At 68.6% G+C, this 19,988-nt stretch carries 18 protein-coding genes and 1 tRNA gene; 12 read left to right on the top strand and 7 right to left on the bottom strand.

The window, feature by feature from the left end; translation table 11 throughout:
* Positions 1–56: 56 nt before the first annotated feature.
* Entirely contained in the window at positions 57–1,007 is a 951-nt protein-coding gene (locus tag JW364_RS05540) for an LLM class F420-dependent oxidoreductase (RefSeq protein ID WP_205333453.1), read from the bottom strand.
* 4 nt (positions 1,008–1,011) lie between these two features.
* On the bottom strand, positions 1,012–2,082 hold the full coding sequence (locus JW364_RS05535) for a nucleoside hydrolase (RefSeq protein WP_205333454.1): 1,071 nt from the start codon (positions 2,080–2,082) through the stop codon (positions 1,012–1,014).
* A 266-nt stretch (positions 2,083–2,348) separates the two neighbouring features.
* On the opposite strand from JW364_RS05535, the gene JW364_RS05530 reads away from it, so the two are divergent.
* Positions 2,349–3,278: a mechanosensitive ion channel family protein gene (locus tag JW364_RS05530; protein WP_205333455.1), complete on the top strand. Its 930-nt coding sequence runs from the start codon at positions 2,349–2,351 to the stop codon at positions 3,276–3,278.
* Between the two features lie 66 nt (positions 3,279–3,344).
* Here JW364_RS05530 and JW364_RS05525 read toward each other — a convergent pair.
* Positions 3,345–3,433 (bottom strand) — tRNA-Leu (locus tag JW364_RS05525).
* 120 nt (positions 3,434–3,553) lie between these two features.
* Here JW364_RS05525 and JW364_RS05520 point away from each other — a divergent pair.
* Together JW364_RS05520 and JW364_RS05515 are read left to right on the top strand one after the other, a co-directional pair.
* Positions 3,554–4,888 (top strand): M20/M25/M40 family metallo-hydrolase, encoded by a 1,335-nt coding sequence (locus JW364_RS05520; protein ID WP_065632192.1) that lies wholly within the window; start codon positions 3,554–3,556, stop codon positions 4,886–4,888.
* A 106-nt stretch (positions 4,889–4,994) separates the two neighbouring features.
* Positions 4,995–5,540 carry a YbhB/YbcL family Raf kinase inhibitor-like protein gene (locus tag JW364_RS05515; RefSeq protein WP_078112464.1) on the top strand — a complete coding sequence of 182 codons (546 nt, stop codon included), beginning with the start codon at positions 4,995–4,997 and terminating at the stop codon, positions 5,538–5,540.
* Between the two features lie 53 nt (positions 5,541–5,593).
* On the opposite strand, the gene JW364_RS05510 is transcribed toward JW364_RS05515, so the two are convergent.
* From JW364_RS05510 to JW364_RS05500, 3 genes are all read right to left on the bottom strand, one after another.
* On the bottom strand, positions 5,594–6,730 hold the full coding sequence (locus tag JW364_RS05510) for a quinone-dependent dihydroorotate dehydrogenase (protein ID WP_205333456.1): 1,137 nt from the start codon (positions 6,728–6,730) through the stop codon (positions 5,594–5,596).
* The gene (locus tag JW364_RS05505) at positions 6,724–7,071 is read right to left on the bottom strand and encodes a DUF5703 family protein (protein ID WP_058250410.1); all 348 of its coding nucleotides are present in this window, start codon (positions 7,069–7,071) and stop codon (positions 6,724–6,726) included. The genes JW364_RS05510 and JW364_RS05505 overlap by 7 nt, the downstream gene beginning before the upstream one ends.
* 107 nt (positions 7,072–7,178) lie before the next feature.
* Positions 7,179–8,258 (bottom strand): hypothetical protein, encoded by a 1,080-nt coding sequence (locus JW364_RS05500; protein ID WP_205333457.1) that lies wholly within the window; start codon positions 8,256–8,258, stop codon positions 7,179–7,181.
* A 101-nt stretch (positions 8,259–8,359) separates the two neighbouring features.
* On the opposite strand from JW364_RS05500, the gene JW364_RS05495 reads away from it, so the two are divergent.
* The 6 genes from JW364_RS05495 (at position 8,360) to JW364_RS05470 (ending at position 13,300) form a co-directional block, all read left to right on the top strand.
* A complete protein-coding gene (locus JW364_RS05495; RefSeq protein WP_205333458.1) occupies positions 8,360–9,202 on the top strand; it encodes an undecaprenyl-diphosphate phosphatase in 843 nt (280 codons plus the stop codon).
* A 67-nt stretch (positions 9,203–9,269) separates the two neighbouring features.
* Positions 9,270–10,031: an MSMEG_4193 family putative phosphomutase gene (locus JW364_RS05490; RefSeq protein ID WP_058250413.1), complete on the top strand. Its 762-nt coding sequence runs from the start codon at positions 9,270–9,272 to the stop codon at positions 10,029–10,031.
* A gap of 25 nt (positions 10,032–10,056) precedes the next feature.
* Positions 10,057–10,791, top strand: coding sequence for a DUF3090 domain-containing protein (locus tag JW364_RS05485; RefSeq protein WP_058250414.1), 735 nt, complete (start codon positions 10,057–10,059; stop codon positions 10,789–10,791).
* On the top strand, positions 10,763–11,617 hold the full coding sequence (locus tag JW364_RS05480) for an SCO1664 family protein (protein ID WP_078112407.1): 855 nt from the start codon (positions 10,763–10,765) through the stop codon (positions 11,615–11,617). The genes JW364_RS05485 and JW364_RS05480 overlap by 29 nt, the downstream gene beginning before the upstream one ends.
* A gap of 66 nt (positions 11,618–11,683) precedes the next feature.
* Complete coding sequence (gene mshC, locus JW364_RS05475; RefSeq protein WP_205333459.1) at positions 11,684–12,937, top strand: cysteine--1-D-myo-inosityl 2-amino-2-deoxy-alpha-D-glucopyranoside ligase; 1,254 nt, start codon at positions 11,684–11,686, stop codon at positions 12,935–12,937.
* A gap of 54 nt (positions 12,938–12,991) precedes the next feature.
* A complete protein-coding gene (locus tag JW364_RS05470; protein WP_058250417.1) occupies positions 12,992–13,300 on the top strand; it encodes a hypothetical protein in 309 nt (102 codons plus the stop codon).
* Positions 13,301–13,328: 28 nt separating this feature from the next.
* On the opposite strand, the gene JW364_RS05465 is transcribed toward JW364_RS05470, so the two are convergent.
* Positions 13,329–14,207, bottom strand: coding sequence for a PAC2 family protein (locus tag JW364_RS05465; protein ID WP_058250418.1), 879 nt, complete (start codon positions 14,205–14,207; stop codon positions 13,329–13,331).
* Between the two features lie 51 nt (positions 14,208–14,258).
* Here JW364_RS05465 and metH point away from each other — a divergent pair, with 51 nt between their 5' ends.
* The 3 genes from metH to istA all read left to right on the top strand — a co-directional run.
* The gene (gene metH / locus JW364_RS05460; RefSeq protein ID WP_205333460.1) at positions 14,259–17,849 is read left to right on the top strand and encodes a methionine synthase; all 3,591 of its coding nucleotides are present in this window, start codon (positions 14,259–14,261) and stop codon (positions 17,847–17,849) included.
* A 38-nt stretch (positions 17,850–17,887) separates the two neighbouring features.
* Complete coding sequence (locus tag JW364_RS05455; protein ID WP_078112409.1) at positions 17,888–18,655, top strand: crotonase/enoyl-CoA hydratase family protein; 768 nt, start codon at positions 17,888–17,890, stop codon at positions 18,653–18,655.
* A 447-nt stretch (positions 18,656–19,102) separates the two neighbouring features.
* The coding region (gene istA, locus JW364_RS05450) for an IS21 family transposase (RefSeq protein WP_205333024.1) at positions 19,103–19,988 on the top strand (886 nt) is incomplete at its 3' end.

Genomic DNA, 19,988 nt, shown 5'->3' with positions numbered 1-19,988 from the left:
CAATCCCGGCGGCGGCGCGGACATCTGGTGCGGCCCGGCGCCCCGGGGTTAGAGCATCAGGCCAACAGCGGTGCCAGCGTCTCGCCGAGTAGCGAGACCCGCCCCGGCACGTGGCCGTTGGCGGGAGCGTTCACCGTGACACCGTCGACACCGGTCGCGAGCAGCTCGGCGTACCGGGCGGCCACCTCGTCGGGATCCCCGACGATCGTCGATCCGCGGCGTGACTCGGCCGCCGGTGTGCGCTCCAGGTACGCCTCCAGCTCCGCGGTCGCCTCGGCGGCGGTCGGCGCCACGCAGGCCGACGTCTGCACGGTCACGGTGATCTCCGAGCGGTCCCGGCCGAGTCGTTCGCAGTGTTCGGCGAGGGCGTCGAGTTTGCGGGGAATGTCGGCGGGTGTGCACAGCAGGTTCGATTCGTCGGCGTACTGCGCGACCATCCGCAACGTCTTGCGCTCGCCGCCGCCGCCGATCATCACCGGGATCTTCGACAGCGGCGCAGGCACATTGAGAGCGTTGGTGACCCGATAGCGGTCACCGTCGAGGCTGGGTGCCTCGCCGGCGAGCATGCCGAGGATGATCTGCAGCGCCTCCTCGAGGCGCTCGAACCGGTCGGTGAACGTCCCGAACTCGTACCCGAGCGAATCATGTTCCAGCTCATACCATCCCGCGCCGATGCCGAGCTGGGCCCGACCACCCGACACCACGTCGAGGGCCGTGACCGTCTTCGCGAGCAGCGTCGGGTTGCGGTAGGTGTTGCCGGTGACGAGCGACGACAGACGGACCTTCGAGGTGTGCTGGGCGAGTGCCGCGAGCAGGGTGTAGCACTCGATCATCGGATCGTCGGGCTCACCGAGCATCGGCAACTGATAGAAGTGGTCCATCACGAAGACGGTGTCGAAACCGGAGTTCTCGGCCTCTTGCGCCTGCGCGACCACGGTGGGGAACAACTGGTCGGCGGCGACGCCGGGGTAGGTGAAGTTCGGGATCTGGTAACCGAGTCGAGTCACCCGTTCAGAGTAGTCCGGTGGACTCCTCCGGCGCGGTGCCGACGATTTCGGGTGCGCGACTGCGCGCGAACTCGCCGATCGTCTCGATCAATTCGTCGAACACGGCGTCGACGTCGGTGGAGGTCGCGATGCGGGCGTTGGGTCCGGGTGCGGTCATCGCGCGTTCGTCGGCCACGGTCATGCCCCGCGTCAGCGTCCCGGCGAGTTCGACGTCGACGCGCGCCGGGCGGGTCTCGACCGTGTCGGGGGCCAGCGCGACCAGTGCGGCGAACGGGTCGTGCAGGTGGGCGATGTAACCCTCGTCGTGATCGTCGTGGAACTCGAAATAGAACCGCAGGGCGTCGACGAGATGCCGGATGATCTCGTTGTTGGCGACCGAACGGAGTCCGCGTTCGTCGGTCGGGTCCGGGCACTCGACGGGCGTGCTGCCGGCCGCGGCGGCGAGTCGGACGACGTGATCGGGTGTCAGGACGACCGACTCGGTGAGGTCGAGCGCGCAGACGATCGGTTCCGGGGCGCCCGCGGTGCCGAAGGCGGTGAACACCTCGGCCGCTGCTTCCGGGTCGACGGCCACATTCCACTCCGAGGTGGGCGTCGTGTTGCCGTGGGTGTGGAAGGCGCCGCCCATGATGACCAGGCGCCGCAGGCGCGCCGGCAGGTCCGGGTCGCGTCGAATCGCGGTCGCCAGGGACGTGAGGGGGCCGGTCACCAGGCCGACGAGTTCGCCGGCGTGCGCCCGCGACGCCTCGATCCAGGCGTCGGCGGCGTCGAGATGGCTCGGCGTCGTGGTCGGGGCCGGCAGTTCGGCGTGTCCGACGCCCAGCGGACCGTGGGTGTCCTCGGTGGTCATCAGCGCGGCGACGAGGGGAGTGGCCGGGCCCGTGTGGACGGGCACCTCGGGGCGTCCGCACAGCTCCAGCCACGAGAGATTGTTGGCCGTGACGACATCGACCGGCACGTTGCCGGCCGTGGAGGCCACTCCGACGAGGTCGACGTCGGTGCGCGCGAGCAGATAGATCAGCGCGAGTGAGTCGTCGATGCCGGTGTCGCAGTCGAAGAACAGGCGCTGGGTCACCGCACAATTGTGCCGGGTCCGCTGCGAACGGGTTTTACCACCCCGTGGGGACCACGCCGACGCCTCGGAGGCCACCCGGGGGGCGGTTGCGGCTCGCGCTCGACGTGATGGAGACCACATACGCGAAACAGATGATCCTCGGCCGGTTCATTGTCATGTTCACCGCAGGCCGACAACGGTTTCCGCCACATCCCGTCTTGCCCAGAGAGCGGACACGGGGTCGGTCACGACTGGACAACGATCTCATCATCCGTACGGTCGGACCCATGTCGATTCAGGACTCTGCCTTCGAATGGACGGAAACGAACCGCGAATGGCTGATCGAGAATCCCGCTCGCATCGTCGCCTACGTGGTCGTGGCGTTGATCGTCCGCTTCGTGTTCCACCGTGCCATCGACCGCGCCACCCGGCCACGGACCGCCGGAGCGGAGCCGGGCCGCGGCACCGCTCTCATGCGCGGACTGCGGTCGAAGTCGGCCTCCACCGAGCGCAACGCCCAGATCGCCGCACGCCGTGCACAGCGGGCTGCGACGATCGGGTCGGTGCTCAAGTCGACGGTGTCGATCGTGCTGCTCGTCTGGGTGGTGCTGTCGGTCCTGAGCGTCCTCGGCGTCAACATCGCGCCGTTCATCGCCTCGGCCGGCATCGTCGGCCTCGCCATCGGCTTCGGTGCGCAGAACCTGGTGCGTGACTTCGTGACCGGCGTCTTCATGCTGCTCGAGGACCAGTACGGCGTGGGTGACATCGTCGATCTCGGCGAGGCCGTCGGCGAAGTCGAATCGGTGGGGCTGCGCGTCACCACCCTGCGCGACATCGACGGCACTCTCTGGTACGTCCGCAACGGCGAGATCGCCCGCGTGGGCAACATGAGCCAGGAGTTCGCGGTCGCGCGCGTCGATGTCCCGGTGGCGCCCGGCGCCGACATCGACAAGGCGCAGCAGGTGGCCGACGAGGCGGCCCGCACCGCGGTGGAGGAGGACTCGACCGACATCCTCGGCCAGATCGAGATGCTCGGCGTCCAGGAGGTGTCGTCGGATCAGGTCGTCCTGCGTCTGACGGTGAAGACCAAACCGAACGGCCAGTGGGCGGTGCAGCGGCGACTGCGTCGGGCGATCCTGCGGGCCTTCGTGGAGAACTCGATCGATCTGCCGTACTCGCGGGCGTGGGCGGCGCTCGCGGACTCGGTCGCACCCTGACGCGGAGATCGCCTGCGGCACAACGAGAAAAACCCCGGCGGTGAGCCGGGGTTCTTCTCGTTGTTCTGGTGTCCGAGGGGGGACTTGAACCCCCACGTCCGTTAATAGGACACTAGCACCTCAAGCTAGCGCGTCTGCCATTCCGCCACTCGGACCTGCGTGCCGCGGTGAGCGTCCGGCGATCTCCCGCCGGTGGTCTCTCGACCCCGTCTCGCTGCAGCGGGATAACCCTAACCGAGGTTGCCCGTGTATCCCAAATCCCGTAGGAGTGAGGGGTGTCTTCACAGTCTGCGACCGACGAAGTGGTCGATCTGGTCAGCCAATTGATCCGTTTCGACACCTCCAACACGGGCGAGCCCGAGACCACCAAAGGCGAGGAGGAGTGCGCCAAGTGGGTGGCCCAGCAGCTCGAGGAGGTGGGCTACACCACGCAGTACGTCGAGTCCGGCCGTCCCGGCCGCGGCAATGTGTTCGCGCGCCTCGCCGGTCCGCCCGACTCCGATCGCGGCGCGCTGCTGATCCACGCCCACCTCGACGTCGTGCCCGCCGAACCGGCCGACTGGAGTGTTCACCCGTTCTCTGGTGCCATCAAGGACGGCTACATCTGGGGCCGCGGCGCGGTCGACATGAAGGACATGGCCGGAATGGCCCTGGCGCTCGCGCGTCAGTTCAAACGAGACGGCACCGTGCCGCCCCGGGAGCTGGTGTTCGCGTTCCTCGCCGACGAAGAGGCCGGCGGGGCGTGGGGCGCCCACTGGCTCGTCGAGAACCGGCCCGACCTGTTCGAGGGCATCACCGAGGCCGTCGGCGAGGTCGGCGGCTTCTCGCTCACCGTCGACCGGCCCGACGGCACGCAGAAGCGTCTCTATCTGGTCGAGACGGCCGAGAAGGGGCTCGCGTGGATGCGGCTCACCGCCGAGGCGCGGGCCGGGCACGGATCGTTCCTGCACGAGGAGAACGCCGTCACCGAGGTCGCCGAAGCGGTCGCCCGGATCGGTCGGCACACGTTCCCCCTGGTGATGACGGAATCGGTCAGCCAGTTCCTGGCCGAGGTCAGTGCGGAGACGGGCCTGGACCTGAGTCCCGAGGCCCCCGACCTGGAGACGTCGCTGTTCAAGCTGGGCAACCTCGCGCGGATCATCGGCGCGACCCTGCGTGACACCGCCAATCCCACGATGCTCAAGGCCGGCTACAAGGCCAACGTCATCCCGCAGAAGGCCGAGGCGGTCATCGACTGCCGCGTGCTCCCCGGGCGGCAGGCCGCGTTCGAGAAGGAGATCGACGAACTCATCGGCCCCAACGTGCGGCGGGAGTGGATCACCCATCTCGATTCCTACGAGACGACCTTCGACGGCGACCTGGTGGATGCGATGAACGCCGCCGTCCTCGAGCACGATCCGCAGGGAAAGACGGTGCCGTACATGCTCTCCGGCGGCACCGACGCCAAGGCGTTCGCGAAGCTGGGCATCCGGTGCTTCGGGTTCGCGCCGTTGCGGTTGCCGCCCGAACTCGACTTCGCGGCCCTATTCCACGGCGTCGACGAACGCGTGCCCGTCGATTCGGTTCTGTTCGGCACCAAGGTCTTCGAGCACTTTCTGCGGCACAGCTGAGCACACCACTACAGTGGGCGTCACGGCCTTCCCGCCGATCCGGACGCACCGGTTCGGAGGGTGACCGGCACTCTTCCGCCGCGCGAAACGTGAGAAAGGTGAACACATGTCGTCATTCGACCCGTACTCCCCGCTGCCGAGCCTTCCCGGTTTCACCCTGACCTCGGAGAGCTTCACCGACGGGGCCGCACTCGCCAACGGGCAGGTGAGCGGGATCATGGGTGCGGGTGGCGAGGACCTCTCACCGCAGCTGAGCTGGTCCGGATTCCCCGCCGAGACCAAGAGTTTCGCCGTCACCGTCTACGACCCCGACGCTCCGACCGCCGCCGGGTTCTGGCACTGGGCCGTCGCCGACATCCCCGCCTCGGTCACGAGCCTGCCCGAGGGCGCCGGCGACGACGACGGGTCCGGGCTCCCCGAAGGCGCGGTCACTCTCACCAACGACGCTTCGCTACGCCGCTACATCGGTGCCGCGCCGCCCCCCGGACACGGCCCGCACCGCTATTTCGTCGTCGTGCACGCCGTGGACACCGAATCGCTCGGGCTGCCGGAGAACGCGACACCGGCCTACCTGGGTTTCAACCTGTTCTCGCATGCGATCGCGCGGGCGACCCTCGTCGGCACCTACGAGCAACCAGCCGAGAACGTCTGAGTTCTCGCTCGGCCGATCGCCCGGTGCCCTGCGTACCGGGCGATCGGTGGCCGTCAGGGCTGGTTGCGGGCCGCGCAACCGACCGCGTCGGAGATCGAGGCGAAGCCACCGTCCCGGGCGCGCCGGGCGAGTCCGGCATGGAGTTCGGCGAGCCACACCGGGCCGCCGTAGATGAAGCCGGTGTAGACCTGCAACAGGTCGGCACCGGCGCAGATCCGCTCCCAGGCCTGGTCGACGGTCTCGATTCCGCCCACGCTGACGAGCGCGATACGTCCGCCGACGCGGTCGTAGAGGCGACGCAGCACCGTCAGCGACCGAGCGGCGACCGGCGGCCCGGACAGCCCACCGGCACCGATCTCGTCGACCTCGTGCGACGCGGTGCGCAGACCCTCGCGGCCGATCGTGGTGTTGGTGGCGACGATCCCGGCCAGGCCGAGCTCCACGGCCAGGTCCGCCACGGCGTCGACGTCGTCGTCGACGAGGTCGGGGGCGATCTTCACCAGCACCGGGACGTCCACGGCGGCGAGTACCGCGGCCAGGATCGGTCGCAGTGAGTCGACGGCCTGCAGATCACGCAGTCCCGGGGTGTTCGGCGAACTCACGTTGACCACGACGAAATCCGCGAGCGGTCCGAGCAGTTCCGCCGAACGCCGGTAGTCGTCGATGGCGTCCTCGACCGGGACGACCTTGGTCTTGCCGATGTTGGCTCCGATGGGGACCGACACCGGCCCCCGTCGTACCTCGGTCAGGTGCTGTGCGGCCACCTCGGCACCGGGATTGTTGAAGCCCATCCGATTGATCAGCGCACGGTCCGCGGGCAGCCGGAACAATCGCGGCGTCGGGTTCCCGGGCTGCCCCTGGCCGGTGATCGTGCCGATCTCGGCGAACCCGAAGCCGAGCTGACCCCAGGTGTTCACCGCGCCGGCCGTCTTGTCGAACCCGGCCGCCAGACCGATCGGGGCGGGGAAGTCGATGCCGAACACCCGCGTCCGCAGGATCGGATCATGCCGGGCCAACAGCCTCGCGGTCAGGAACGCCAACGGCGGAAACCGCCCGACGACGCGCAGCACCGAGAACACGATGTGATGGATTCGCTCCGGATCGACGCGGAACATGATCGAGCGCAGCAGGGGATAGCACCACCGGTTGAGCACGGGAAGTACTCGGGTGGTGCTGCGGGACATCAGCATGCGCGGGCGCTCCGTGGGTCGTTGTCGTCGAATCCGGTGGACCGGTCGCCGGTCGGGTCGGCGGTGTCGGGCCCGCGTGAACCTCGCGGCGGCCGGCGCCGTTTGAGCAGCACCTTGCGGGTTCCGTCGGAGTAGAGCCGCACCCGGGACAGCTCCCAGCCGCCGAACTCTGCCTCGAGGGCCAACCGCATCGAGGCGGTCACCCGGGTGACGTCAGGGGGAAGACGCAGCAGGATGCACTCGACATCCTCCGAGGTGACCTCCCACCCGTCGGGATAGCGCGAACCGAGGCGCGCAGCAGTACGCGCACTACGAGCGTGCGGACGCCGGTCAGTATTCATTCGGCCCGCTCGCTTCGCTCCCGGCGCCGGGATTCATTCGGCCCGCTCGCTTCGCTCCCGGCGCCGGGATTCATTCGGCCCGCTCGCTTCGCTCCCGGCGCCGGGATTCATTCGGCCCGCCCGTCGTCGGGAACCACCTGGAGTCCGCCGTTCCGCGCCGAGAGCACGTAGACGGTGCCCGATCCGTCGACCACGATGCGGTCGGGCTGTACGACCGAGGCGAACCGCCGGACCTCGGTGGGTTCACCGTCTGCCAGGTCAAATGCCACCACCTCGTTGTCGCCGGTCGTCGAGACCCAGAGCAGGTCCCGGGTGTCGTCGTAGTCTACGGCGTACGGTCCGCCGGCCACCGGGTAGCGAAAGCGCATCACCAGCGGTGATCCGAAGAAGCCGAGGATCTCGCCGTCACGGGTGTTGGCGACCAGCACGCGTCCGAACTCGTCGACGGTCGAGTTGGTGGCCCCGTTGCCCGCACGCAGCGCCGGCCCCAGTTCACCGGATTCGGGGTCGACGGGGGTCACCGACGACTGCGCCCGATCCAGGACGACGACCTGGCCGTCGAGGCCTTCCGCAGACTCGGGCGCGGCCGTCACCGAGTCCACCCGTACGAAGCGATCGACGTCGTGCTTCTTCGCGAAATCGTTGTCGTACACGAGGACTCGTCCATCGGCCGTGCCGACGACGAGCAGCCCGGCCGTGGTCCGGGCGATCGCCGTCGGCTGGTCGGACTCGAGGTCGCCCGTGCGGACCCGCCCGTCGGCATCGACGACGACGAGCGCACCCGGGCCCGCGCCGACGAACCCGCCGTCGTCGCCGGCGGCCAGGGCGGTGAGGCCCGGGACCGCGATCGTCTGCGGCGGGGTCGTCAGCGCCCCGGCGTCGTATCGGAGGATCTGGTTGCCGTCGGCTGACAGGACGGCAACGCTGCCACCCGACGCGGCGAGCGCACGCGCCTCGGCCGGGGCGGGCACGACGGTGCCCGCGGGAGCCGTCGTCGAATTCGCCGGCGCCTCCGGCGCGGTCGCGGGCACGACGGTCGGTACGTCGGGGGTGCCGTCGTCGGAGCCGCACGCGGTGATCATGCCCACACCGATGACCAGTGCCACCGTGGCCGCGATCGGACCCCGTAGCCGCGACACGCCCGTGTGGGGCTGGTGACTTGAGCGTGAAGGTCGCGGGAAGTGCATGTCCCCATCTTGCGCGACCGCTTCCGCGCGCCGCTCAGGCGGGTCGGGGCCGTGTCGTCGTGTCGGGTCGGCTGCGGCGGTCCCAAGTAGCATCGGGCGCCGTGACCGACACCATGACGTGGACCCAGTCGATCGTCCTCGGGGCGTTGCAGGGCCTCACCGAGTTCCTGCCGATCTCGTCGTCCGGGCATCTCCGGATCGCCTCCGAACTGATGTTCGGCGAGGACGCCGGGGCCTCCTTCACCGCGGTCACGCAGCTCGGCACCGAGGCCGCGGTCCTCGTCTTCTTCGCCCGCGACATCGTCCGCATCATCACCGCGTGGTTCCGCGGGCTCCGTCATGCCGACGAGCGGAACCTCGACTACCGGATCGGCTGGTACGTGATCTTCGCGACCATCCCGATCGGCCTGATCGGCTTCCTGTTCAAGGACGAGATACGCACAACCGGACGCAATCTGTGGCTCGTCGCCATCATGCTGATCGTGTTCGCCGGCGTGTTCTGGCTGGCCGAGCGCTACGGGCAGAAGCAGCGGAACCTCGAGCAGCTCACCCTGCGGGACGGCCTCGTGATGGGTGGCGCCCAATGCCTGGCGCTGATCCCGGGGGTGTCGCGCTCCGGTGCGACCGCGAGTGCCGGCCTGTTCCTCGGGCTCGAACGCGAAGCCGCCTTCCGCTTCTCGTTCCTGCTGGCCATCCCCGCGGTCACCGCATCCGGCCTGTTCAGCCTCCCGGACGCGTTCAACCCGAGCGGGGAGGGCATGGAGGCCAGCGGGCCCCAGCTGCTCGTCGCGACGCTGGTCGCGTTCGTCGTCGGTTATGCCGCGATCGCCTGGCTGCTCAAGTTCGTCAGCGCGCACTCCATGAACTGGTTCGGCGCCTATCGCATCGTGCTGGGCGTCACGCTGATCATCCTGTTGTCGACCGGCGTCGTCTCGGCGACCTGATGCCACGGCCGCGGCGCCGGGCGGTCGCGCCGTGCGGTCCCGCCGGGCCGGTGCCTATGGTTGTGGGATGACCGTGATCCTTCTCCGGCACGGCCGTTCGACGGCGAACACCTCAGGGGTGCTCGCCGGTCGCAGCGCCGGCGTCCACCTCGACGACCGCGGGCGCGCCCAGGCCGATGATCTGGTTCGTCGTCTCGGCGACCATCTCGGGTCCATTCGCGCGGTGGCGCGTTCGCCGCTCGATCGGTGCGCCGAGACCGTCCAGCCACTGCTGGCGGCGCTGGCCGCGGACGGGCAGGCGCCACCCGAGATCGTCGTCGACGATCTCGCCGAGGTCGATTACGGCGGGTGGACCGGGCGTCCGATCTCGGAATTGTTGACCGAACCGCTGTGGAAGGTCGTGCAGCGGCAGCCGTCGGCCGCGATCTTCCCCGACGGGGAGGGACTCGCCGACGTGCAGGCACGGGCCGTACGCGCCATCCGCGAACTGGACCGCGTCCACGGCGGCCCGGACGGTTCCGGGGTGTGGATCGCGTGCTCGCACGGTGACGTGATCAAGTCGATCATCGCCGACGCCATGGGCAGCCACCTCGACGCCTTCCAGCGCATCGTCGTCGAACCGGCGTCGATCAGCGTGATCCGCTACACGCCGTCGCGTCCTTATGTCCATACGGTGAATGCGACCGAGTTGCTGTCCATCCCGAAGCCCCCGCCGCCGGCGCAGGACGGGCAACGACCGTCCGACGACGCGGTGGTGGGCGGCGACACGGGCGCGGATGTAGCGCCGTCCGCCAATGGTGCCGCTACGATCCCGGCGACATCGGGATAATGAACCAGACGACGAAGGAGGTGTGATGTCTCGAGCGATACACGTGTTCCGGAGCCCGGACCGCTTCGTGGCGGGCACGATCGGGCAGCCCGGTGACCGCACGTTCTACCTCCAGGCGGTCCACGAGGCCCGCATCATCAGCGTGATGCTGGAGAAGCAGCAGGTCCAGATCCTCGCCGACCGGATCGGTGCCCTGCTCGACGAGATCCACCGACGCTTCGGCACGCCGATCCCGCCGGAGACCGACCGGGTCGGTGACCTGAGTCCGCTGGTGATGCCGGTCGACGCCGAGTTCCGGGTCGGCACCATGGGTCTCGGCTGGGACGCCGAGTCCGAGGCGGTCGTGGTCGAGTTGCTTGCCATCACCGAGGGGGAGTTCGACGAGAGCGTGGTCCTCGACGACACCGACGAGGGCCCGGACGCGGTGCGGGTCTTCTTGACGACCGCGGCGGCCCGCGAGTTCGCCGCCCGCTCGTCGAGGGTGATATCCGCGGGACGACAGCCGTGCCCGTTGTGCAGCGAACCGCTCGACCCCGAAGGTCACCTGTGTATCCGAACCAACGGATACAAACGGGATGCGGAGTTGAGCAAATCCCTCGACTTCATCGACCCCGATGTCTTCAACAGCCTTGCCGCACAGAGTGATCCGGGCCTGGCGGCCGATGACGACCCCTTCGGCCAGGCGGGGGACACCCCGCCGTCCGGTGACCCGGACGACCCCGACGAGCCCGGTGACGCCGGCTCTTCCGCACGTGACTGACGAGCCCGCGGTCGACCACGTCCTCCGCGACGGCGAACTCACCATCCTCGGCCGGATCCCCTCGGCCAGCAACGCGACGCTCGTGTGCGATGCGGTGCTCGACGACCGGACCTCGGTGCGTTGTGTCTACAAACCGGTGCGCGGTGAGGTCCCGCTGTGGGACTTTCCCGACGGCACGCTCGCCGGACGGGAAGTGGCGTCGTACCTGATCTCGGAGGCGCTGGGGTGGGACACGATCCCGACCACGGTGCACCGCGACGGGCCGCTCGGGCCCGGGATGGTGCAGCGCTGGGTCGAGACACCCGACAACACCGATCACCCGATCCCGGAGACCGAACCGCGGGTCGACCTGGTCGACCTGTGCCCGGTGGGCGCGGTACCCGCCGGCTATCTCGCGGTCCTGCAGGCCTACGACCCGTACGGCGACCCCGTCGTGCTGGTGCACGCCGACGACCCGCGGTTGCAGCGCATGTCGGTGCTCGACGTCATCCTCAACAACGCCGACCGCAAGGGCGGTCACGTCCTGGAAGGTCTGGACGGCACCGTCTACGGGATCGACCACGGCATCTGTCTGCACGAGGAGGACAAACTGCGGACGGTGCTGTGGGGCTGGGCGGGCGAACCGGTACCCGGGCACCTCGTCGCCGATGTCGCCGAGCTCGCGGAGCGCTTGGAGACCGACGGCTCGGCCCTGCGCGCACAGCTCGCCGAACACATCACGCCCGACGAGATCGAGTCGCTCGCGATCCGCGCGATCGTGGTCGCCGAGAGCGCGACCATGCCGCACCCGCCCGGTCACCGGCCCATCCCGTGGCCGCCGTTCTGAGCGAATGCGCTCCGTCCCGGACGAGGCCGTGAAGGGCCTGCGCGCGGTGGGCAATACAGTGGACGCATGCAGTCGTGGCCCGATCTCGAACTCCCCGCCGTACCGGGCAGTGGACCCGCCCTCCGTCTCTACGACACCGCCGACCGTGCGGTCCGTCCCGTCGCCCCCGGGGCCACCGCGACCATGTACGTGTGCGGCATCACCCCCTACGACGCGACCCACCTGGGGCACGCCGCCACCTATGTGACCTTCGACCAGGTCAACCGGATCCTGCGCGATCAGGGTCACGAGGTTCATTACGTGCAGAACGTCACCGACGTCGACGACCCGCTGTTCGAACGGGCGGACCGGGACGGCGTCGACTGGCGTGATCTCGGGGCGCGGGAGACGCAGCTGTTCCGCGACGACATGACCGCCCTGCGCGTCCTGCCCCCGCGCGATTACATCGGCGCGGTCGAGTCGGTCAACGAGGTCGTCGAAGTCGTCGGCAAGCTGCTGGCCTCCGGGGCCGCCTACACCGTCGACGACGCGCAGTTCCCGGACGTCTATTTCCGCACCGATGCCACCGAACAGTTCGGCTACGAGTCGGGGTACGACCGCGAGACCATGGAACGGTTCTTCGCCGAGCGCGGCGGCGATCCCGATCGTCCCGGCAAACGCGATCCGCTCGACGCGCTGCTGTGGCGCGCCGAACGTCCGGGCGAGCCGTCGTGGGAGTCGCCGTTCGGTCCGGGCCGGCCGGGCTGGCACATCGAGTGTTCGGCGATCGCGCTGAACCGGCTCGGGATCGAGTTCGACATTCAGGGCGGCGGTAACGATCTCATCTATCCGCACCACGAGTACTCGGCGGCCCACGGGGAGGCCCTCACCGGTTCGCGGCGGTTCGCCCGGCACTACGTGCACACCGGGATGGTCGGGCTCGACGGCGAGAAGATGTCGAAGAGTCGTGGCAATCTCGTGTTCGTGTCGGTCCTGCGTCGCGAGGGCGTGGACCCCGCGGCCATCCGACTCGCACTGCTCGCCGACCACTACCGCGGTGACCGGATGTGGACGGACGCAGTCCTGGACACGGCCGTCGAACGCCTCGGTCGCTGGCGTACGGCGCTCGGCGCCGGCGCCGGACCCGACGCCGAACCGGTCATCGCACGGATCCGCCAGCATCTCGCCGACGATCTCGACACCCCGAAAGCGCTTGCTGCAGTGGACGGTTGGTGCGCGGATGTCCGCAACGGAATCGGTTCGTCGACGACGGCGCCCGCCGAACTCGCGGCCGCGGTCGACGCGCTGCTGGGAATCCCGCTCGTCCCCGACGTCCGATAGGCGTTGTCCCCACACCCGGATGTCCGCGCGCCGACGTCTGGGTAGAGTGCTGACGTGGCGCGCGTGCAAGAGATCCGACCCGAGACCGACGCCGGGGTGTACACCGTCGTCACCCGGACGTCGACCTACCTGCTGGATTTCACCGAGATGACGCTGCTCCGGGCCCCCGGGGTCGGCGGCACCGAGAACGAGGACTGGACGGTCAGCAGGCTCCGACGCGACTCCGAGGACATCCCGCTGCTCGGGGTGAAGTCCTGTCGCCTGGGGGAGTCCGCGCAGTTCTGGGTGCGCGCCGCCGACGATCCCGACGTCCGCACGTGGCGGATCACCACCCCCGTGGTGTCCATCGAGAAGATCGGCTGACGACCCGGATTCCGGCCGGACGCCTGGTTCAGGGTCCGAACGGGCCCTGGCCGCGACGCTTGAGATACCGCTCGAACTCGGCGGCCAGCGCGTCGCCGTCGATCTTCGCCATGACCTCGTCGGTGTCGACCTCGGCGTCCCCGCGCTCTTCGAGCCCGCGTACGTAGTCGGCGATCTCTTCGTCGTCTTCCGTCATCTCGGTGACCGCGCGTTCCCATTCCTCCGCCTGCTCGGGGAGGGTGCCGAGCGGCACCTCGATGTCGAGGACCTCCTCGACCCGGGTCAGCAGCGCCACCGTGGCCTTCGGGTTCGGCGGCGTCGACACGTAGTGGGGGACGGCCGCCCAGAACGAGACGGCCGGCAGACCCGCCTGGACGAAGAGATCCTGGAGCACGCCGGTGATACCGGTCGGTCCCTCGTAGCGACTCTCCGCGAGGTTGTACCGGGCCGCGGACTCGCTGCTGTAGGCCGCGCCGGTCACCGGCACCGGGCGGGTGTGCGGGGTGTCGGCGAGCAATGCGCCCAGCATCACCGTGGTCTCGACACCGAGCTCTTGCGCGAGGTCGACGATCTCGGCGCAGAACGCCCGCCACCGCATGTTGGGTTCGATACCGCGGACCAGCACGATGTCGCGATCGGCGCCCCGCGGGCTGCAGTACGAGATCGACGTCGTCGGCCAGTCGATCCGGCGCGTGACCCCGTCGATCTGATTCACGGTGGGGCGATTGACCTGGAAGTCGTAGTATTCATCGGAGTCGATGTCGGCGAGGGGTCGGGCGTCCCATTCGAGTGCCAGGTGCTCGACAGCGCTGCTGGCGGCGTCCCCGGCGTCGTTCCACCCCTCGAAGGCCGCGAGCAGAATGGGTCTGCGCAGCTGGGGAAGGTTCGACGTCTGCTCAGCGTTCACCGATCCAGCCTACGACCGAACACGCAGAGAGGGCGAACTACGCTGTCAACCATGTCCCCTGACTTCTCCGGAACCGATCCACGCGATTTCGACACGACATTTCTGTCGGCGATGTCGCGTCGGGTACTGATCGGCGACGGGGCGATGGGCACCATGCTGCAGGCCGCGGATCTGACGCTCGACGACTTCCGTGGCCTCGAGGGTTGCAACGAGATCCTCAACGACACCCGGCCCGACGTCCTCGAGGGCATCCACCGTGCGTACTTCGAGGCCGGCGCCGACGCCGTGGAGACCAACACCTTCGGGTGCAACCTCTCGAATCTGGGCGATTACGACATCGCGGACCGGATCCGGGAGCTGTCGTACAAGGGAACGACGATCGCGCGCGGCGTCGCCGACGAGATGGGCCCCTCGGCCGACGGCACCGACCGTTTCGTCCTGGGTTCGATCGGGCCGGGCACCAAGCTGCCCAGCCTCGGCCACACCACGTATGCGGCCATCCGCGACGCCTACCTGGAATGCGTCATCGGCATGCTCGAGGGCGGTGCCGACGCGATCCTGATCGAGACCTCGCAGGATCTGCTGCAGGTGAAATCGGCGGTGGTGGCCGCCCGCCGTGCGATGGAGCGGGTGGGCCGCAAGATCCCGATCATCTCCCACGTCACGGTCGAGACGACCGGCACGATGCTCCTCGGCTCGGAGATCGGTGCCGCGCTGACAGCGCTGGAGCCGCTCGGTATCGATCTGATCGGCCTGAACTGCGCCACCGGTCCCGCCGAGATGAGCGAACACCTGCGGTACCTCTCCAAGCATGCGCGCATCCCGGTGTCGGTGATGCCCAATGCCGGTCTGCCGGTCCTCGGTGCCAACGGTGCCGAGTATCCGCTGACGCCCGAGGAACTCGCGCAGGCCATGTCGCAGTTCGTGGGCGAGTTCGGCCTGCAGTTCGTCGGCGGTTGCTGCGGCACGACACCCGAACACATCCGGCAGGTCGCGGACGCGGTGTCCGAGGTGACCCCGGCGACCCGGACCCCGGAACACGAGTCGGAGACGTCGTCGCTGTACTCCGCGGTGCCCTTCGACCAGGACGCCAGCTTCCTGGTGATCGGTGAGCGCACGAACACCAACGGCTCCAAGGCCTTCCGCGAGGCGATGATCGCCGAGGACTACCAGAAGTGCCTCGACATCGCCAAGGACCAGACCCGCGACGGCGCGCACATGCTCGACCTCAACGTCGACTACGTCGGTCGCGACGGCGCCGCCGACATGACGGCTCTCGCCAGCCGGTTCGCCACCTCGTCGACGCTGCCGATCATGCTCGACTCCACCGAGCCGGAGGTCATCCGAGCCGGTCTGGAGTCGCTGGGCGGGCGCTGCGCGGTGAACTCGGTCAACTACGAGGACGGCGACGGACCGGATTCGCGGTTCACCAAGATCATGCAGCTCGTCGTCGAGCACGGGGCGGCGGTCGTCGCGCTCACCATCGACGAGGAGGGGCAGGCGCGTACCGCGGACTGGAAGGTCCGGGTGGCCGAGCGGCTGATCGCCGACATCACCGGCAACTGGGGACTCGCCGAAGAGGACATCATCCTCGACACGCTGACCTTTCCGATCTCGACGGGTCAGGAAGAGGTCCGACGCGACGGCATCGAGACCATCGAGGCCATCCGCCGGCTGCACGAGGCCCACCCCGACGTGCACTTCACGCTGGGCATCTCGAACATCTCCTTCGGGCTCAATCCCGCTGCGCGACAGGTGCTCAACTCGGTCTTCCTGCACGAGTGCGTGCAGGCCGGCCTCGACACCGCGATCGTGCACGCGTCGAAGATCCTGCCGATGGCCCGGATCCCGGAGGAGCACCGCGAGGTCGCCCTCGACCTCGTCTACGACCGGCGACGTGAGGGTTACGACCCGCTGCAGAAGCTCATGGAGCTGTTCGAGGGCGTCTCGGCCGCCTCGGCGCGTGAGTCGCGGGCCCAGGAACTGGCGAAGCTGCCGCTGTTCGAGCGCCTGGAGCGCCGGATCGTCGACGGTGAGCGCAACGGTCTGACCGACGACCTCGACGAGGCAATGACCCAGGTCCCGCCGCTGACGATCATCAACGACACGCTGCTGGCCGGGATGAAGACCGTCGGCGAACTCTTCGGTTCGGGCCAGATGCAGCTGCCGTTCGTGCTGCAGTCCGCCGAGGTGATGAAGACCGCGGTGGCGCATCTCGAGCCGCACATGGAGGCCACCGGCGAGGACGGCAAGGGACGCATCGTCCTCGCCACCGTCAAGGGCGACGTGCACGACATCGGCAAGAACCTCGTCGACATCATCCTGTCCAACAACGGGTACGAGGTCGTCAACATCGGCATCAAACAGCCGATCGCGACCATCCTCGACGTCGCCGCGGACAAGCGGGCGGACGTCATCGGGATGTCCGGGCTGCTGGTCAAGTCGACCGTGGTGATGAAGGAGAACCTCGAGGAGATCAACTCCCGCGGGCTCGCCGACGAGTACCCGGTGCTGCTGGGCGGCGCCGCGCTCACCCGCTCCTACGTCGAGAACGATCTCTCCGAGACCTACGATGGCGACGTGCACTATGCGCGTGACGCTTTCGAGGGTCTGCGCCTGATGGACGACATCATGGCGACCAAGCGCGGTGGGGGACCCGACCCGGACAGCGACGAGGCGAAGGCCGCGGCGGAGAAGGCCGCCGAACGCAAGGCCCGCCATGAGCGATCGAAGCGCATCGCGGCCAAGCGCAAGGCCGCCGAGGAACCCGTCGAGGTGCCGGCCCGCTCGGATGTGGCTGCCGACAACGAGATCCCGACCCCGCCGTTCTGGGGGTCGCGGATCGTCAAGGGCGTCCCGATCGCGGACTACATGCAGCTCCTCGACGAGCGCGCGCTGTTCCTGGGTCAGTGGGGCCTGCGGGGCGCCCGCGGTGGTGACGGGCCGTCGTATGAGGACCTCGTCGAGACCGAGGGCCGTCCGCGACTGCGGTACTGGATCGATCGCCTGTCGACCGAGAACATCCTGCAGCACGCCGCGGTGGTCTACGGGTACTACCCGGCGGTCAGCGACGGCGACACCGTCCACGTGCTCACCGAGCCGGAACCCGATGCGCCGGTGCGGTTCAGCTTCACGTTCCCGCGTCAGCAGCGGTCGCGGTTCCTGTGCATCGCGGACTTCATCCGGTCCCGCGCCGACGCGAAGGCGGCCGGCAAGGTCGACGTGCTGCCGTTCCAGCTCGTCACCATGGGACAGCCGATCGCCGACTTCGCCAACAAGCTGTTCGCCGACAACGCCTACCGCGACTACCTCGAGGTGCACGGCATCGGCGTGCAGCTGACCGAGGCGCTCGCCGAATACTGGCACCAGCGGGTGCGCAGCGAACTCGCGTTCGGCGACCGCACGATGGCCAGCGAGGACCCGGAGAACGCCCAGGGCTTCTTCGACCTCGAATACCGCGGCGCGCGTTTCTCGTTCGGTTACGGCGCCTGCCCCGACCTGGAGGACCGGGCGAAGATGATGGAGTTGCTCGAGCCGGGACGGATCGGCGTCGAACTGTCCGAGGAGTTGCAGTTGCATCCCGAGCAGTCGACCGACGCGTTCGTGTTGCATCATCCGGAGGCGAAGTACTTCAACACCTGACGTACTTCGCCACCGGATCGAGGGACGGGGGACAGGCGATGACGGTTCTGGAGCGGTCCGAGGGGCCGGTGCGGATCATCGGGATCGACCGGCCGGATCGGCGCAACGCCGTCGACCGCGCGACCGCCGATGCGCTGGCGGATGCCTTCCGGCGGTTCGACGCCGACGACTCGGTGTCGGTCGCGGTGCTTCACGGAGAAGGCGGGACCTTTTGCGCCGGAGCCGATCTCAAGGCCATCTCGGACGGTGACCCGAATCGGGTGGCACCCGACGGTGACGGCCCTATGGGTCCGACCCGAATGACGTTGTCCAAGCCGGTCATCGCGGCGATCTCCGGGCACGCCGTGGCCGGCGGACTGGAGCTGGCGCTGTGGGCGGACCTGCGTGTGGTCGACGACGACGCCGTCTTCGGGGTGTTCTGCCGGCGCTGGGGCGTCCCGTTGATCGACGGTGGGACCGTTCGACTTCCGCGCCTGATCGGCGAGAGCCGGGCCATGGATCTCGTGCTGACCGGCCGGGCGGTAACCGCCGACGAGGCATTGTCGATCGGGCTCGCCAATCGCGTCGTCCCGTCCGGGACCGCGCTACCGGCCGCGATCGCACTGGCCACCGAGGTCGCCGCGTTCCCGCAGACGTGCATGCGCCAGGACCGGCTGTCGGTCCTCGAACAGGACGGCCTGGACACGGACGCGGCCATCGCCAACGAACTCCGACACGGCATGGTCTCGCTCGCCACCGACACCCTGGCCGGCGCAAGCAGATTCGCCGGCGGCGCGGGCCGGCACGGGGAGGGCGTGGGCAGTTAGACGATCCGACGAATGCGGAACGTCTCGACGCGCCAAGCTACTCACCAGCCCCTGCTCCCTGATCCGAAAGAACGCCCTGCCCCCGCTCCCTGAGGAGCGCCCGGAGCTTGCGGAGGGCGACCAACCCCGCTCCCTGAGGAGCGCCCGGAGCTTGCGGAGGGCGACCAACCCCGCTCCCTGAGGAGCGCCCGGAGCTTGCGGAGGGTGCGTCACGAAGGGTCTTCGCAACCCGACTCACCAGGACCCTTCGTGAAGGCCTCCGCATGCTCCGGCCTCCTCAGGGTGTCCATGGCCATGAGAAAGTCCCCACTGGTGGCCAGGTCGAGGTCCCCGCTGGTGGCCAGATAAAAGTCCCCACCCTGTGTTCGTCGTGTCGACCCGGAACTGAAGGCCCAGGCGATGACGGTGAAGGTGCCAACCGATCACCATCACCGCCCGGGAGTTCCATTGAAGTCTGCGAAGGACCGTATGGACATCATTTCTGCTTACCGAGAACTCGGAAGCTATCGCGCCGCAGCCGAGGTGTGCGGCACCACCCACAAGACCGTCAAGCGCGTGGTCGATCGGTTCGAAGCCGACGATCAACCACCCGATCGCAAGGAACGGGCCCGCAACTACGATGCGGTGGCCCAGCTCGTCGCGCAGCGAGTCGCGCGGTCACACGGCCGGATCACTGCCAAACGGCTGCTACCGGTAGCGCGAGCGGCAGGATATGAGGGGTCGGCGCGGAATTTCCGTCGTCTGGTCGCCCAGGAGAAAACGCAGTGGCGCCGTGAGCATCACCGCGGCCGTCGCCCGGCAGTGTGGGCTCCGGGTGACTACCTGGTCATCGATTGGGCGGTGATCGGCGGGTTACACATGTTCTGCGCGGTGCTGGCGTTCTCACGCTGGCGGTTCGTTCGGTTCGCCACCAACGAAACAGCCACCACCACACTCGGATTCATTGCTGAAGCCTTCGAGGAGATCGGTGGAGTGCCCAACAAGGTACTTGCTGATCGGATGGGCTGCCTCAAAGGTGGAGTCGTCGCCAACGTCGTCGTACCCACCCCCACGTATGTGCGGTTTGCCACCCACTACGGGTTCGCCCCGGACTTCTGTCACGGCGCCGATCCGGAGTCGAAGGGGATCGTGGAGAACCTGTGCGGGTACGCGCAGTCGGATCTGGCGCAGCCGTTGTGGACCGAAGCCAAGATCGCCGCGGGTCGCGACGACGTGCAGCTGGATGTGCATCTGGCGAACCGGGCTGCGTGGGACTGGTGTGCCGAGGTCAACACTCGACGCCACAGCGATACGCTGACGGTGCCCACTGACCAGCTGGTGAGTGAACGGAAAG

This window comes from Gordonia sp. BP-119, assembly GCF_016924115.1.
Taxonomy (GTDB): Bacteria; Actinomycetota; Actinomycetes; order Mycobacteriales; family Mycobacteriaceae; genus Gordonia; species Gordonia hongkongensis.
This window is presented reverse-complemented; position numbering and strand designations above follow the sequence as displayed.

Coding starts and splice junctions, on each gene's coding strand:
- JW364_RS05530 (WP_205333455.1), top strand. CDS start 2,349: ATGTCGATTCAGGACTCTGCCTTCGAATGGACGGAAACGAACCGCGAA.
- JW364_RS05515 (WP_078112464.1), top strand. CDS start 4,995: ATGTCGTCATTCGACCCGTACTCCCCGCTGCCGAGCCTTCCCGGTTTC.
- JW364_RS05510 (WP_205333456.1), bottom strand. CDS start 6,730: ATGCTGATGTCCCGCAGCACCACCCGAGTACTTCCCGTGCTCAACCGG.
- JW364_RS05505 (WP_058250410.1), bottom strand. CDS start 7,071: ATGAATACTGACCGGCGTCCGCACGCTCGTAGTGCGCGTACTGCTGCG.
- JW364_RS05500 (WP_205333457.1), bottom strand. CDS start 8,258: ATGCACTTCCCGCGACCTTCACGCTCAAGTCACCAGCCCCACACGGGC.
- JW364_RS05490 (WP_058250413.1), top strand. CDS start 9,270: ATGACCGTGATCCTTCTCCGGCACGGCCGTTCGACGGCGAACACCTCA.
- JW364_RS05485 (WP_058250414.1), top strand. CDS start 10,057: ATGTCTCGAGCGATACACGTGTTCCGGAGCCCGGACCGCTTCGTGGCG.
- mshC (WP_205333459.1), top strand. CDS start 11,684: ATGCAGTCGTGGCCCGATCTCGAACTCCCCGCCGTACCGGGCAGTGGA.
- metH (WP_205333460.1), top strand. CDS start 14,259: ATGTCCCCTGACTTCTCCGGAACCGATCCACGCGATTTCGACACGACA.
- JW364_RS05455 (WP_078112409.1), top strand. CDS start 17,888: ATGACGGTTCTGGAGCGGTCCGAGGGGCCGGTGCGGATCATCGGGATC.